Here is a 14,381-nt window from a genome sequence, read left to right on the forward strand (position 1 = left end):
AGCAACATCAATTCCAACGGCTGTGTTCATGAAAGACCTCCTGATGATTGCTTTGTACTCGGTTTCGCCGTTCTTTCATTGCCGATTCAATCTCCTTGGTTACGCGAACACACCCATTATCGGGCGGGACGACCTGCTCCAATCGAACGGCTGTCAATGAGAGGACGGCTGACAGACTCCCTTACGGACGTGGTTAGTCCTCGGTGAAAGTGGTCAGGCCGAACTTCTCTCATTGTACAGCCTTGGCAACAAAAACGAAACAGACACGGCTGGCTGCCGTGCCTGGTCCGTTATTACTATTGTAGGAGGCGAAAGAATTTTGGTAATCGGTTTTGTACCATTGATATTAAATCACCAAGCGAATATGATTTAAACGTAGAATAAATAGTCTCTCAAACAAATTTATGCAGTATGATTGGAGGTTCGTATGCCGGAAAAGGACACATTTGACTTTAAAAAAGAAGTAAAAGAACAGATTCGCAAGAATTTACGACCAGCCTTGTATGAGCAGGGATTTGTATTAAGCAAGCCCACAACGTATATACGGGAAAAAGACGGCTTATTGCAGCAGTTTTATTTTAAGGTGGAAAAAGGCCGCTTGCGTCCGTGGGCTTCTTATCGTCCTATCTTTGACGCAAGACCTATTGTCAATTTTGGTACAGATGCAATTTATCCGTCCTGCGATTTTCCAAATCCATACAGCGGCTACAAGTGGGTCTTTCTGGATGACTGGACCTGTGAGGATTCTAACCGCTTGAGAAAAAACTACATTGAAAAATTTCTGCCGGAATTTGAAAGGCTAAGGCTGGCCATTGTCAATGGAATCATCCCGGAATTCAACAAAATCAATTCATTGGATCAATTTATTACAATCTATCATGAGAATGGTCTTATCTTTCATCAGAAGGCAAAAAGCTATTGGGGATCCAGCGGCAGAAACCCCTATTTTAATTTTATTTTTAATGTGCATTCCAGCCGTGGTATGAAGCGAATGGCTTTGATTTTTGACGAAATGGAAAACTGGAGCTTGCCCAAGGGCGTGAAGGCGCTGCTTGAGGAAGTCACGAATAAAAAGCTTACGGATTTCGAAGCAGATGAAATCTTCGAGGCGTACTGCAACGAAATAAGGGTTGCAAATAAGCTATTAAAAATATAGATGTATGGAGAGATGTATTTGAAGAAACTTTTAACAGAAGTTCACGCTTCACTAAAAGTATTAGGCTATTTAAAAAAGAGAAAAAGTTTCTATCGTAACTATAATGGCTTTTATCATTTAATAAATTTTCAAAGTGGCGCGCATGGTAATTACTACTTTGTTAATATTGCGTTGCATCCTATTGGTTGCCCTAATTTAATTAGTGATCAGCTTATCCTTCATGAAAATCCCCCCGAATCATCTTGTGCTATTCGATGCAGAATTGATAAATTTATGAGCGAAAGTGAATTGGATGTATGTCGTAGTTTCAATTTGCCAGGGTTGCCGCTTGAAAATGGTGCTGTAAAAAAAATAGTTGTTGAATTGCTGCAAACTAAAGTGCAAGCATGGCTTTTAAGCTGGAGTTCTTATGAAAAATATATAAATGTGGAATGCCACCAAATATCCAGCCAACTCAACGTGTCGCCACTTGCCAAGGAAAAATATTTTGCTTTGATTCAGTGGTTTTGTAGCTATAAAAGCCGTCACTTAGATATTCAAAAATACTTAGAGAAATATTTGCAAATTACAATTGATGGTTTAGAATTTAAAAAAGTTGATACATATGTTCTGGCTAAATCGGACGTATGCAACAAATGAATCTTTGCGTTTATTTGGTAAAGTGAAAAGGGGACAATCATGAATACATATTACAAAGAATGGCTTGATTCCGGGGCAGCATGGATGAAAGTATATCGAAAGCAAGTATTGAGAAAAAACATATATTTTATATTACCCGCAGTTATCGTTCTTCTGGCTGCCATTGCTGCCGGGGCAACGGCGGTAAATGATGGCTCTGCCGAAGATATTGCAGGCTCTGCGTTTGCGGGGGTACTGATGGGTGGTGCGCTGTGTCTCGTGTTTCTGCTTTGCTTGCTGCCGGGACTCAGTCCGCAAAGAATGCGTCGAAATATCAATCGTGCCGTTAAGCTGCTGCAGATGAGCGAAACCGAGCAGGAACAGCTTGGGCGTGAAATGCTGGAGGCGCAGAAAAATCCTAACCGCGTGTTGGATTATCAGGTCATCGGCCCAAACTCCAAGAAGACACCAGCAAGATTTCTTCTTTCCAACGGCTATACCTGCCTGTGGGGCGGCTACCCTCTGGTCATTTTAGTGCGCCTTTCGGATGTTGCAGAAATCCGTGCCGAAAAGGAGCGTAAAACAGCGGTTACACATGGAGCAAAAACAAACACCTATCACAGCTTTCACCTGCATACCATCATCTTTTACTACAAGAACTCCAAACAAGATGGGGACAATGGCATGGGCTTCTTTGATGAAACGATTCGGGACAAGGTGTTCGAGATGCTTCAAAAACAGTGTGTTGGTGCAATTATTCCATTGAAACGAGATTCTGCTGACCAGTAATTGTTGTTGGCAGTATTTCGAACCCTGCCATACAAAATATATATCATAAAGAATAGGACATACAGACCGTCGAAAAAGTCGTACAACCGCAAAATGGCACCTCCATTTTACTTTCTGCGTTGGCTGCGCTTGCAAATTTCAGTCACATACCAAACGTATGCTCCTTTATTTGCGTCGCTTGCCGCCTTGACTTGCAGGATTTTCAACGGACTACCAGTTCTTTGATAAGCTCAGACATAATCAATTTGTATAAGGAGTTTTCATATGAAAAATAATCGAATTCTTTCCCCGGGCAGCGAGGATCCTGAAAACAGTTCCTCAGTGTTTTTTCTGAATCCTCAACTGATAGCCAGTGCCGCAGCCTCTGTAAGACAGCGGCAGGAGAATTTTCAGGCACTAACAGAGCGCGCGGAAGGCAATGATTTGCAGGCGCAGCATGAACTGGCTTTGTGCTATTATACCGGTGACGGTACAAATCAAAATTATGAAAGAGCTGCCCATTGGTTTTCCTGTGCTGCCAATATGGGGCATGTGATTGCGCAATACCATCTCGGAGTCTGCTATGAAAACGGTTTTGGAGTAGAGCAGGACGATGAAAAAGCGTTGGAGTGGTACCGTGAAGCGGCTCAACAGGAATTTCCGCCGGCTCAATGTGCCTGCGGTTGGTTTCTGGAATTGGGCAAAGGTGTAGAGGTGGATAAGCAACAGGCCAAGCAGTTCTACCGCTTATCTGCAGAACAAAGCTATGCTCCTGCTCAGTGCAACTTAGGCTTTTTCTATTATCATGGTATCGTTGTAGAAGAAAACGATACCCAAGCGTTCAATTGGTTTGCAAAAGCGGCGAATCAAGGATATCCCCGTGCTCAATTTTTATTGGGTGAATGCTATGAGAATGGTTACGGAGTGGAACAGGATATAGAAAAAGCAATCACGCTTTATCGAAGCGCCGCTACGAACGATTATGCTCCGGCGCAAAGTAGGCTTGGCTTATTGTACCTGCGAGGAGACGGAATCGAACAAAGCGATGCGGAGGCATTCCACTGGTTTTCCCGCGGCGCGGAGCAGGAGGAGGCTTCCGCGCAGTGCCTTTTAGGCGAGTGCTTTGAATTCGGCTACAGTGTGGAAAAGGATTTCAACAAAGCGCGTGAGCTGTACTGGCTGTCCGCCGGGCAAGGCTATTCTCCCGCCCAGTGTAATCTGGGCTACTTATATTATCGGGGGATTGGCGTAGAGGAAAACAACGAGGAGGCCGTGCGCTGGTTTTCAGCGGCGGCGGAACAGGGCAACGTTCGCGCACTGTTTCTGATGGGTGCATGCTATGAAAATGGCTTTGGTGTAGAGAAAAATACAAACAAAGCGGTTGACTGTTATGCAAAAGCCGCCCAGCATTCCTACCCCGATGCGCAGTATGCGTTAGGCGTTTGCCACGAGCTTGGCAACGGCGTGGAACAGGATACGGAAAAAGCTTGCGAATGCTACCGTTCTGCCGCCGAACACGGTCAGCCTGCCGCACAATGCAGGCTGGGCTTTTTCTATTATCATGGTATCGCTGTGGAGGAAAACAACGAAGAAGCGTTTCGATGGTTTTCTAAATCTGCAGAACAAGGCTATGCGCCCGCGCGGTTTCAGCTGGGGCAGTGCTATGAAAATGGTTGCGGCGTGAAGCGGGATTTTGAACAGGCGGGGCACTTTTACCGGCTTGCCGCCGATCAGAACGAGCTACGTGCGGTTACGGCACTGGGATACTGTTATGAATCCGGGCAGGGTGTTACTGAAGACAAGGCGCGTGCAATGGAACTTTATCAGCAGGCGGCCGAACAAGGCTATGCGCCGGCACAGTGCAATTTGGGCTTTTTTCACTACCACGGAATTGCCGTGGAGGAAAACAACAAGCAGGCGGTGAAGTGGTTTAAAAAGTCTGCGGAACAAGGGTACCCCCGCGCGCAGTATTTTTTGGGACAATGCTATGAATACGGCTATGGTATCAAACGAAGCTTAACAAAAGCTGTGGAGCAATATCAGCTTGCGGCAGAAAAGGGCGACGCCGCCGCGCAAACCGCGCTTGGCTTTTGCTATGAAACGGGTAGAGGCACAAAAGCGGACGGGGAAAAAGCGCGTCAGCAGTATCTGCTTGCGGTACGACAGAATTACGCTCCCGCACAATGCGCTTTGGGTGAACTTTATTTTCAGGCTGAGATTTACTATCAGGCCCTCGACCTTGAACGGGATGTTCGAGAGGCAGCGCGCTGGTTTGCCATGGCGGCAGAGCAGAAGCATGCCCGCGCCCAGTATTTTCTCGGGCAATGCTATGAGCAAGGCCTTGGTGTGGAGCAGGACCCCGAAAAAGCGGTAGAGTTGTATCGCAGCGCCGCCGATCAGGGCAGCGCTGCCGCGCAGACCGCCCTTGGCCTTTGCTATGAGATGGGCATTGGCGTGGAGGAGGATAAGGAAACCGCGGCGGGGTGGTATCGGCTTGCCGCAGAACAGGAACATGCCCCGGCGCAGTTTAATTTGGGCTTTTTCTATTATCATGGCATCGGCGTTCCGGAAAACAATGAAGAGGCGGTTCGTTGGTTTTCGGCGGCGGCGGAACAGAGCAACTCCCGCGCGGAGTATTTTCTCGGGGAATGCCACCGGTTCGGCTACGGTGTGAAAAAAGACCCCGGGCAGGCTTTCTCGCTTTACAAAAAAGCGGCGGGCAAAGGGCATCTGGGCGCACAGTATATGCTGGGCGTATGCCATCAGCATGGGATTGGCACCGCGCAGGACAAAGCCAAAGCCGTTGCGGCTTACCGCACTGGGGCGGACAGGGGCGACGCCGCATGCCAGTACGGTCTTGGCATGCTGTTTTGCAACGGTGAAGATGAAGAGGTGCGCTATGCAGTAAGCTGCTTGGAACAAGCGGCGAAGCAGGGACACCGTCTGGCGCAATACGAGCTGGCAAGCCTTTACTGGTACGGAAGAAGTGTGAAAAAAGACCGGCGCAGGGCGATGGAGCTGTACCGGCATTCGGCGGAGCAGGGCTACGGACTTTCCATGTGTGCGCTGGGAGAGGCCTATCTGGAAGAACAGGATTATGCGCAAGCGGTTTTGTGGCTGGAGAAGGCTGTTGAAAAGAAGGAACCCAAGGTTTACTATCTGTTGGGCAACTGTTATGAAAACGGGTATGGCGTGGAGCGGGATGTGCGCCGGGCCTGCGAGTTTTACAGTCTTGCCGGCAACGATGCGCAAGCCAGAAAAGCAATGCTTCGTCTGGCGGAAAGCGGGAACGCCTTTGCACAGCTGAAGCTGGGAATTTCTCTTTTCCACAGCGATGCGCAAGGCGAAGAAGAGGAGCAGGAAAACCGGCAAGCCGCTGTGTGGCTGCAAAAGGCGGCGGAGCAGGGAGATGCGGAAGCACAGTACCGGCTGGGCCGTCTGCATTACGAAACAGGCAGGGAGCCTGACAGTCTACAAACGGCGGTACAGTGGTTTGAAAAATCCGCCGAACAGAATTACTTAGATGGGCTTCGGAATCTGGCCTTTTGTTATGCATTTGGGGATGGAGTGAAAAGCAGCAAAAGCAAATCACAGGAGCTTTATCGCCGTGCATTCCCCATTTGCTTGGAACTGGCCGAACAAGGCAACTCGTCAGCAATTGCTTTGATGGCAAAATCTTATTGGCTGGGCCAAGGTGTAAAACGCGATTTCACCTTGGCTGCACACTGGTATCAAAAATCCGCCGAATTCGGTGATTTAGAGGCGATGTGCCGTCTGGGCGAGTTTTATGAAAGAGGGCAGGGCGTGCCTAAGGACGCTGCGGCGGCCGCAGAGTGGTACCGCAAAGCCTCCAATCACGGCAGTCCATACGGACTATACAAGCTTGCATTTTTCTACGAAAAGGGCTGCGGCGTTGAACAAGATATGGAAAAGGCCTATGCTCTCTATTGCACTGCTGCCGATTGGGGCAGCGGTGATGCGAGGGAAGCGCTGGGACGACGGTTCGGGCACAAGCCGCGGTGGAAGATACTGGCGGAGAAACAGGGAAAAGGTTCGCGTCTGTTGTCCGACGAGGAGGAGTACCGGGAGTACAGCCGCCGGCTGGAGCGCTACAACTGGGACGATGGCTTTGCCTTTCCCCAGTCGTTGCTGGATGATTCCGGCTGTGACCTTGCGCTTGCGCTGAAGATTTTCTATCTTGCGGACGGCTACGGTTATTTGCATCGGTTTTTGGGCCGGGAGCCGACCGGCTCCGAGCAATGGATGGTATTTATGAAAGACCTGTACACGAAAATTTCAGAGCACCATTTTCAGGACACAGAAACCCTCTTTCCTGGAAAAGTACATTCGTTTGCAATTCCCCTTTCTAAGGTTCAATGTTTCCGTTTGCGTAAGGCAGGTGTTCCTGCAGTGTTTCTGGAAGATTTATAACAGGCAGGAATTTTATGCATAGAGATATGCGATACCACTTTAAAGGCAGTAACGCCAAATGCAAGAATTTTTATGAATCGGAATATTTTTCGGCAGATGATTTTCTTTATTGCAGATGTGTTACGTTAATCAATGGCAGAGCTTATTATAATGCAGTATTGAATAAAAAGAAGAAACTTCGTAAGAATATGGCGTTTGAATCTTTGCTGTATGTTCCTGCGAAAGCATGGGCAAGAAAGCATAAAAAGGATCCCAGTCAGTATCCAGATTTTCCAGAGCCAAGCTTCGAAACCGGCAGCAATAGGGAGCTTTGGAAGGATTGATGAAAAAGAAAATCCCCGAGCACTTTTTATAATGCTTGGGGATTTTGGGATTATAAACTCTCAACCGGATTTGTCTGATCGGTATGATTTGCTTGCTTTCTGCAACTTCCTTATGAAGCCCAGCTTTAACTGGTTTTTTCTTCCTCCTCGCCGATTCGTGCAGGAAAAGAGAGGACGGCACACCGAATTCTCATTATACTTTAGGACAAGGAGAGAGAATGACATGGAATGGATCAACCGGTTAAACAAGACCATCCGTTATATGGAAGAGCATTTGACAGAGGAAATCGATTATGAGCAGCTCGCCCAAATCGCCTGCTGCTCGCCGTATCACTTTCAGAGGATGTTCGCCTACATGGCGGAGGTTCCGCTATCCGAATACATCCGCAGAAGACGAATGTCGCTGGCAGCGGTCGATCTGCAGGACAAGGAAGCAAAAATCATAGACATCGCGATGAAATACGGCTATACTTCCCCCACCGCGTTCAACCGGGCTTTTCAGAGCGTTCATGGAATCGCCCCTTCCCTGATCCGGGAGCGGGGCGCAGAGATCAAGTCATTCCCTCCGATCAGCTTTACCATCACGATCAAAGGAGTGGAAGAAATGAACTACCGAATTGAACAAAAAGAGGCGTTCCGCATTGTAGGGGTCTCACAGCCGCTGTACAGTGAAATTGAGAAAAACTTTGAGATCGTACCGCAGATGTGGCAAAAAGCCGCCACAGACGGCACAGTACAACGCCTGGCATCTATGATGGACAGCGAGCCAAAAGGCATCCTGGGGATCAGCGTATGCGGCTGCACAGACGAGTGGAGATATTGGATTGCGGTCGCAAGCACGCAGGCTGCCGGCGACACACTGGAGGAATACACCGTACCGTCGTTTACCTGGGCGATCTTTTCCGGCGCAGGGCAATGCCCGCAGGCGATCCAGGAGCTTGAACAGCGAATTATGACGGAGTGGCTCCCTACCTCGGGATATGAGTATGACAACGGGCCGGACATTGAAGTGTATTTCAACCCCGATCCGCAGAACGCTCAGTATGAGGTATGGATTCCCGTTGTGAAAAAATAAAGAACAGTGTCGCTTCCGTTGCTGAGACAAAATAGAGAGGCCAACCCGTTCGAGGTTGGCCTCTCTGTTTGCATGGTGCAGAAAGCAGCTCTTCTGCGCTTTCTCCTTACAGCTTATCCTCTCGCGCGGGTTCGCTTGATCCCCTCGCATTCAAATCCATCTTTCTCAATGAAAATGCAGCAATATTTGTTCGCTGGCAATATTACCCGCAACAACAGTCGCGTTAAAAACGGCGGAGAGAGATTTTTCCTTCAATTTCAGCAGCAGATCTCCCGCATGGTTTACAAAAAGGTGCTCCCGTTTCAAATCGTTCATAAAAACCAGTCCCTTTTACCGGATTTGTGAATGGAATCAAGACTGTTTCATCAAAGACGGCTCAAAGGCGGCAAGAGGGCTGGCATCCAGAATGTTCTGCACTTCTTCGTAGCCCTCAGGGAAAGCATAGTTGTACCGGGCGGGCAACGCAAAAACATATTTGGAGTTCTGGCCCAGCTCGGTGGGATTGACCGGCGCCGCTCCGATGGAGAATTCTCCGTTCTGAAGCTGGTTCCACTGCTCCGCCGTTAAAATCATGATCGGAATATCCTGCCGCGGAACCTCGCTGGTCCACCGCGGATCGCGGATGGTAATCTGCGGGCCCTGAAACACCCGCGCCTTACTGCCGGTATTTTGGATGTCGGTACCCTCCCACTCCCCCTTCAGGATGGTGTATCCCTCAAAATCCTGTGGAAGAGCAAAGGTAAAGCCATATTCGTCATTGGTGTAAACCAGCGCGTTCATCACTGTGGAAGACGCGCTCACCGAACTTGCGGCGGCAGACGACTCCGGAGCAAAAGAAATCCCCGCGGCGGCTCCCTCCTGAGAGTCAGCCGGTTCGCTCCCCGCCTGAGATGCCCCCGGGGCCAGCGGAAAACGCCCCTGCGTCACCCAAAAGTATGCGACCGTCCCCACGGCCAGAGCCAGCACGACGCAGATTAAAATCCAAAGACCACTCACTCTTGTTGATCTCTTCATATACCTGGCCGACATGGCGTCACTCCCTTTGCAATCATTTTTTGGTGCTGTATTCTCCACACTCCGGCAGTTTTAAAACAGAGACCATCCTGAAAGCACCGACGAAGTTTCTCCCCTTACCCTATCAGGCCGTCCCGTTATTGTCAACCATTTTGTAAAACTTTTCCTGGCCGACGCGAAGCGGATAATCGCCGCATATCAGAAAAAAGGGTGCCGCGGAAATCCACGGCACCCTTTTGATTGTGAAAAAACTTATTTCACTTCGACTTCCGCGCCAGCCTCGGCGAGCTTCGCTCTAATAGCCTCGGCGTCGTCCTTGGAAGCGCCTTCCTTGACAGCCTTGGGAGCGTTGTCTACAACTTCCTTCGCTTCTTTCAGGCCCAGGCCGGTGATCTCGCGAACAACCTTGATAACCTGAATCTTGTTGGCGCCGGCAGCCTTCAGCACAACGTCAAACTCGGTCTTCTCTTCTGCAGCAGGAGCAGCGGCAGCAGCGGGAGCAGCGGCAACAGCAACCGGAGCCGCAGCGGAAACGCCGAACTCCTCTTCCAGAGCCTTAACGAGCTCGGACAGCTCAAGAACGGTCAGAGCCTTAACATCTTCAATCAACTTAACAACTTTATCAGACATGATGAAACCTCCAAATCAAAATTTAAATAATTTTTCAAAATCAGGCGTTTGCAGCCTGCTTCTCGGCGATCGCGTTGAGCGCGACGACGAGGCCTTTCAGGGTTCCGTTCAGCACAGTGACAAAACCGGTGATGGGCGCATTCAAGCCGCCCAGAGCCTTCGCAACCAGAACCTCTTTCGAGGGCAGCTCCGCCAGCTCCTTGACCGCAGCAGCATCAACGGCGGCGCCGTCAACAAAACCCGCTTTGATCTCAAAAGTCTTGTTCTTCTCTGCAAACGCAGACAGAATCTTTGCACCGGATACATAGTTGTCGCTGCTGTAAGCAATTGCGGTGGTGCCTTCCAGTACATGATCCAGGCCCTCAATCCCTGCGTCTTTCAGCGCACGGGAGAGCAGGGTGTTCTTTACCACGCGGTAGGTATCGCCGGCCTCGCGCAAATCTTTTCTGAGCTTGGTGTCCTCCGCCACTGTGATGCCCTTATAGCTGACGATCACACCGACGCAAGCGGACTCGAGGCTTTCCTTCAGTTCAGCAACATACTGCTGCTTTTCCGCTAAAATCTTCTCACTTGGCAAATGTATTCACCTCCATCGATCCAAAGGAATCGTGCGTATTGTATCTGAATGATAAGGCAATGCTGCTTTGGCAGCACTTTCTAGCACAAACAAAAAAGCCTTTCCTGCAGGCGCAGGAAAGGCGTCACTTGACTAATCAGCAGACAAATAAAGTGAACGGCTCTTTCCTCGGCAGGCCGAAACCGAAGCACGGTTTCATTAAGCATACGCACCTGCTGTCTTTGGATAAAGAACAGCTTTACATATTATATCATTTTGGGGAAAGCTTGTCAAGAAAAAACCGTTCCGGCAGGCACGGCAGAAAATTACATTCCGCCAACCTTGCTGGGGTTGATTCTGACGCCGGGGCCCATGGTGGAAGCCACAACGCAGGATTTCACATACTGGCCCTTGGAAGCGGCGGGCTTTGCCTTTACAATGGCGCCGAGCAGAGCGGAGAAGTTCTCCTGCAGCTTTTCGGTACCGAAAGAAACCTTGCCGATGGGGCAGTGAATGATGTTGGTTTTATCAAGACGGTACTCAATCTTACCGGCCTTTGCCTCTTTTACCGCTTTCGCGATATCGGGGGTTACGGTGCCGGCCTTCGGGTTCGGCATCAGGCCGCGCGGGCCCAAAATCTTACCAAGGCGGCCAACCAGACCCATCATGTCGGGTGTGGTGATCAGCACGTCAAAATCCATCCAGTTTTCAGCCTGAATCTTCTGAACCATGTCCTCCGCGCCGACAAACTCAGCACCGGCCTCCTCGGCCAGCTTCTGGTTGTCTCCCTTGCAGATCGCCAGAACGCGAACCTGCTTGCCGGTGCCGTTCGGCAGAACGATCGCGCCGCGAACCTGCTGATCCGCATGACGGCCGTCTACGCCCAACTTGACATGGATTTCGACTGTTTCGTCAAACTTTGCGGTGCCGGTCTTTACGCACAGCTCCAGAGCTTCCTGGGGATCATACAGCTTTGCGCGGTCAATCAGTTTGGCGCCGTCTACATATTTCTTACCGTGTTTCATTGGTTTTCCTCCCTATTGAGTGGTAAAATCGGATTATTCCTCCCACCCGGGTGATCAATCTACGACTTCAATGCCCATGCTGCGAGCGGTTCCCGCTACCATGCTCATGGCAGACTCTACGCTGGAAGCATTCAGATCGGGCATCTTCTGTTCCGCAATCTTCTTGACCTGCTCACGGGTAATCTTTGCAACCTTGGTTTTGTTCGGAACGCCCGAACCACTCTCGATCCCGCAGGCCTTCTTGATGAGAATCGCGGCGGGCGGAGTTTTGGTAATGAACGAGAAAGAACGGTCTGCGTAAACCGTAATCACCACAGGGATGATCAGACCAACGTCGTTCTTTGTGCGCTCATTGAATTCCTTTGTAAATGCCATGATGTTGACACCATGCTGACCAAGAGCCGGGCCTACCGGGGGAGCCGGGGTCGCCTTGCCAGCGGGTATCTGGAGCTTAATAAAGCCCGTTACCTTTTGAGCCATTTGTTGCACCTCCAAAATTCGTGGTAGATGGCGGAACAGCAGCGATTGCGCCGTCCCTCCCACAGGGGCAAAGCCCCTCATAATGAGCGGGGATTCCGCTGATTATACCAATTGTTTACTCAGACACCAGCTCCGCCTGATCCAGTTCAAGCTCCACCGGGGTCTCACGTCCGAACATCGACACCGTAACACGAACACGGTTTTTGTCCAGATCCACTTCTTCGACTGTACCGACAAATCCTTCCAGAGGGCCGTCCACAATATGGACGGAGTCGCCCACCTGATACGATACCTCCACGGTTTTCTTCTCTACGCCCATGCGCGCCACTTCCTCATCGGTAAGCGGGATCGGCTTGGACGTAGGGCCTACAAAACCGGTACAGCCGCGGATATTGCGAACTACATACCAGGATTCATCGGTCAGGGCCATCTTCACCAAAACATAGCTGGGGTAAATCTTACGCTCCACTTCGCGTTTTTTCCCGTCCTTGATCTCTGTAACGACCTCGGTCGGAACGCGGATTTCCTGAATCAAATCCTGAAGCTGACGATTCTCCACCGTTTTTTCCAGGTTGGATGCCACTTTGTTCTCATACCCGGAATAGGTATGAATCACGTACCACCTGACGTCTTCCGGCATAGTTATTTCCTCCGCATACTCACTTCGCAATATTCATAAACAGTCCCAGCAGATTCATAAAAACGGTATCCAGGCCGAAAATGAACAGGCCGATAATCAGAATCATCGCCAGAACCACGCCGGTATTTTTAAACACCGACTTCGGGGTAGGCCAGACAATCTTCTTGAGTTCGTTCTTGCAGTCGCGGAAAAACTTTGCCGCGCCCTGGCCAAATCTGACGAGAGCGTTCGGTTTCTTCTCAGCCATCTGTTTTCTCCCTCCGACCTACTTCGTTTCCTTATGAACAGTATGCTTCCTGCAGAATCTGCAGTACTTGTTCATCTCAAGCCTGTCCGGGTCGTTCTTCTTGTTTTTCATTGTGTCATAGTTGCGCTGTTTGCACTCTGTGCAGGCTAATGTAACTTTTACTCTCATGACGGCACCTCCCGTTTCACGGAATATGATTGGATCCGTAAAGGACCACGGCCTCCCTCTAAAAGGGCGCAAAAAAATAACCCCTTATTGAGGTATTATACATTGTAACATAGATTCCTCCGGCGGTCAACTGTTTTTTTTTTCGCACGCCGAAAGAGGAGCGCGCCCGGCCGCCGGCAGGGCTCACCCGGTTTTAACGCTTACCTGCGATCCTCCAGCGTCTGGATCATTTCACCGTTGTACTTCGGCATCTTTTTCTTCTTTTCCGGCCGGACTTTTTTGCCCTTGAGCCCCTTTGCCTTGTCGTACACCTTGGAAAGATCCTCGCTGAAGTTTTTGCTTAGATTTTCGAGTGCCTGCCGGTCATTGATCCCGTTGAGCAGAACAATGGTAATGATTGAGCGAACATCCATATCGCCGTTCTTGTACATATCATTGAGAACATTGCACAGGCGCTTAAAGGGCTCGCTGTCCGGATAGGTTTTGGCAAGCTGCTCTACGCGGCCCACCACATGCTCGCGCGTAAAGGTGACGCCGCGCACCGTGCCGTAGGTTCCCTTTTCCTGTGCGAGCTCGCCGCGCAGCTCCGGAAAAATGCCGGCCAGTCGGTTGAAGAGGAACTGCGGGTCAATCGCCGCGTCCTCGTCCTTTTTCTTTTTCTTTTTCTGCTGGCGCACCAGCGCCTTGCGGTCGCTGCCGCCCAGTGTTTCCGCAAAATCCTGCGCAATGCTCGACGCGTAGGCCGCATTGTCGGCTTCGGGGTCAAACGCCCATGTGGAAAGCTTCTTCCACTGGTTGTCCGGCTTGCCGTCGGCTACCCCACAGGTGCGCAGATGAAACAGCCCTGCTTTGCGCTCATACAGCACGCTGTACGCCGCATCTTCACTGAGGTAGACCGCAGCTTGTCCCAGTTCCTCCCGCACGTCCTCCTTTCTTTCAAAGCCCTGCTCCAAAAGAACGGAACGCACCTTTTCGGCAATCAGGTCAAATGCATTTTGTTCCAACTGTCATCACTCCTGCTATTGTAATCAACCAAAGACGTCATATCGTGTTTAAAAGCCTGTTTTGTCTCTCTGCCTTCTGCGGGGAGGCCGGCATCCTGTCAGGTTTCTTTAGGAATGCTGGCGTTCCTCGGGACGCAGCCCGCGGATGGTTCTGTTTTGAAAATACATAGCTTAGTATACACTACTTTTCACAGATTGTCACTAGGGCATGCCTGTAAATTTCAACATTGGCGCCAAACGCCGTTT

At 50.1% G+C, this 14,381-nt stretch carries 16 protein-coding genes and 1 other annotated feature; of the genes, 7 read left to right on the plus strand and 9 right to left on the minus strand.

The genetic code is table 11. The annotated features are described in order from the left end of the window. Positions 1-427: 427 nt before the first annotated feature. The 7 genes from G340_RS0113690 (at position 428) to G340_RS18275 (ending at position 8,716) form a co-directional block, all read left to right on the plus strand. Positions 428-1,156, plus strand: coding sequence for a hypothetical protein (locus G340_RS0113690; protein WP_020074218.1), 729 nt, complete (start codon positions 428-430; stop codon positions 1,154-1,156). A gap of 18 nt (positions 1,157-1,174) precedes the next feature. Beyond that, positions 1,175-1,795 (plus strand): DUF4304 domain-containing protein, encoded by a 621-nt coding sequence (locus G340_RS0113695; protein ID WP_020074219.1) that lies wholly within the window; start codon positions 1,175-1,177, stop codon positions 1,793-1,795. Between the two features lie 39 nt (positions 1,796-1,834). Continuing rightward, on the plus strand, positions 1,835-2,563 hold the full coding sequence (locus tag G340_RS0113700; RefSeq protein ID WP_020074220.1) for a hypothetical protein: 729 nt from the start codon (positions 1,835-1,837) through the stop codon (positions 2,561-2,563). A gap of 264 nt (positions 2,564-2,827) precedes the next feature. Continuing rightward, the gene (locus G340_RS18070) at positions 2,828-6,973 is read left to right on the plus strand and encodes a DUF4274 domain-containing protein (RefSeq protein WP_020074221.1); all 4,146 of its coding nucleotides are present in this window, start codon (positions 2,828-2,830) and stop codon (positions 6,971-6,973) included. A 14-nt stretch (positions 6,974-6,987) separates the two neighbouring features. After that, on the plus strand, positions 6,988-7,296 hold the full coding sequence (locus G340_RS16895; protein ID WP_020074222.1) for a DUF4240 domain-containing protein: 309 nt from the start codon (positions 6,988-6,990) through the stop codon (positions 7,294-7,296). Between the two features lie 223 nt (positions 7,297-7,519). Continuing rightward, a complete protein-coding gene (locus G340_RS0113715) occupies positions 7,520-8,371 on the plus strand; it encodes an AraC family transcriptional regulator (RefSeq protein WP_020074223.1) in 852 nt (283 codons plus the stop codon). A gap of 18 nt (positions 8,372-8,389) precedes the next feature. Next, positions 8,390-8,716 carry a hypothetical protein gene (locus G340_RS18275; RefSeq protein ID WP_177309672.1) on the plus strand — a complete coding sequence of 109 codons (327 nt, stop codon included), beginning with the start codon at positions 8,390-8,392 and terminating at the stop codon, positions 8,714-8,716. A 6-nt stretch (positions 8,717-8,722) separates the two neighbouring features. Here the strand turns inward: G340_RS18275 and G340_RS0113725 are convergent, their stop codons facing one another. The 9 genes from G340_RS0113725 to G340_RS0113775 all read right to left on the minus strand — a co-directional run bounded on the left by G340_RS0113725 (position 8,723) and on the right by G340_RS0113775 (position 14,135). Beyond that, the gene (locus tag G340_RS0113725; protein WP_020074225.1) at positions 8,723-9,367 is read right to left on the minus strand and encodes a hypothetical protein; all 645 of its coding nucleotides are present in this window, start codon (positions 9,365-9,367) and stop codon (positions 8,723-8,725) included. Positions 9,368-9,637: 270 nt separating this feature from the next. After that, entirely contained in the window at positions 9,638-10,015 is a 378-nt protein-coding gene (rplL, locus tag G340_RS0113735; RefSeq protein WP_020074227.1) for a 50S ribosomal protein L7/L12, read from the minus strand. 40 nt (positions 10,016-10,055) lie between these two features. Beyond that, positions 10,056-10,592, minus strand: coding sequence for a 50S ribosomal protein L10 (rplJ, locus tag G340_RS0113740; RefSeq protein WP_020074228.1), 537 nt, complete (start codon positions 10,590-10,592; stop codon positions 10,056-10,058). Between the two features lie 82 nt (positions 10,593-10,674). Next, positions 10,675-10,835 (minus strand) — a sequence feature (ribosomal protein L10 leader region). Positions 10,836-10,897: 62 nt separating this feature from the next. Continuing rightward, on the minus strand, positions 10,898-11,596 hold the full coding sequence (gene rplA / locus G340_RS0113745; RefSeq protein WP_020074229.1) for a 50S ribosomal protein L1: 699 nt from the start codon (positions 11,594-11,596) through the stop codon (positions 10,898-10,900). A 54-nt stretch (positions 11,597-11,650) separates the two neighbouring features. Continuing rightward, entirely contained in the window at positions 11,651-12,076 is a 426-nt protein-coding gene (gene rplK, locus G340_RS0113750; RefSeq protein WP_009060576.1) for a 50S ribosomal protein L11, read from the minus strand. Between the two features lie 115 nt (positions 12,077-12,191). Continuing rightward, positions 12,192-12,716, minus strand: a complete 525-nt coding sequence (gene nusG / locus G340_RS0113755) for a transcription termination/antitermination protein NusG (protein ID WP_020074230.1) — start codon at positions 12,714-12,716, stop codon at positions 12,192-12,194. 19 nt (positions 12,717-12,735) lie between these two features. Then, a complete protein-coding gene (secE, locus tag G340_RS0113760; RefSeq protein WP_020074231.1) occupies positions 12,736-12,963 on the minus strand; it encodes a preprotein translocase subunit SecE in 228 nt (75 codons plus the stop codon). An 18-nt stretch (positions 12,964-12,981) separates the two neighbouring features. Then, complete coding sequence (gene rpmG / locus G340_RS0113765; protein ID WP_020074232.1) at positions 12,982-13,131, minus strand: 50S ribosomal protein L33; 150 nt, start codon at positions 13,129-13,131, stop codon at positions 12,982-12,984. A gap of 200 nt (positions 13,132-13,331) precedes the next feature. Continuing rightward, positions 13,332-14,135 (minus strand): DUF7674 family protein, encoded by an 804-nt coding sequence (locus G340_RS0113775; RefSeq protein ID WP_020074234.1) that lies wholly within the window; start codon positions 14,133-14,135, stop codon positions 13,332-13,334. Positions 14,136-14,381 lie beyond the last annotated feature (246 nt).

Origin of the sequence: Faecalispora sporosphaeroides DSM 1294 (genome assembly GCA_000383295.1) — a bacterium.
Taxonomy (GTDB): domain Bacteria; phylum Bacillota; class Clostridia; order Oscillospirales; family Acutalibacteraceae; genus Faecalispora; species Faecalispora sporosphaeroides.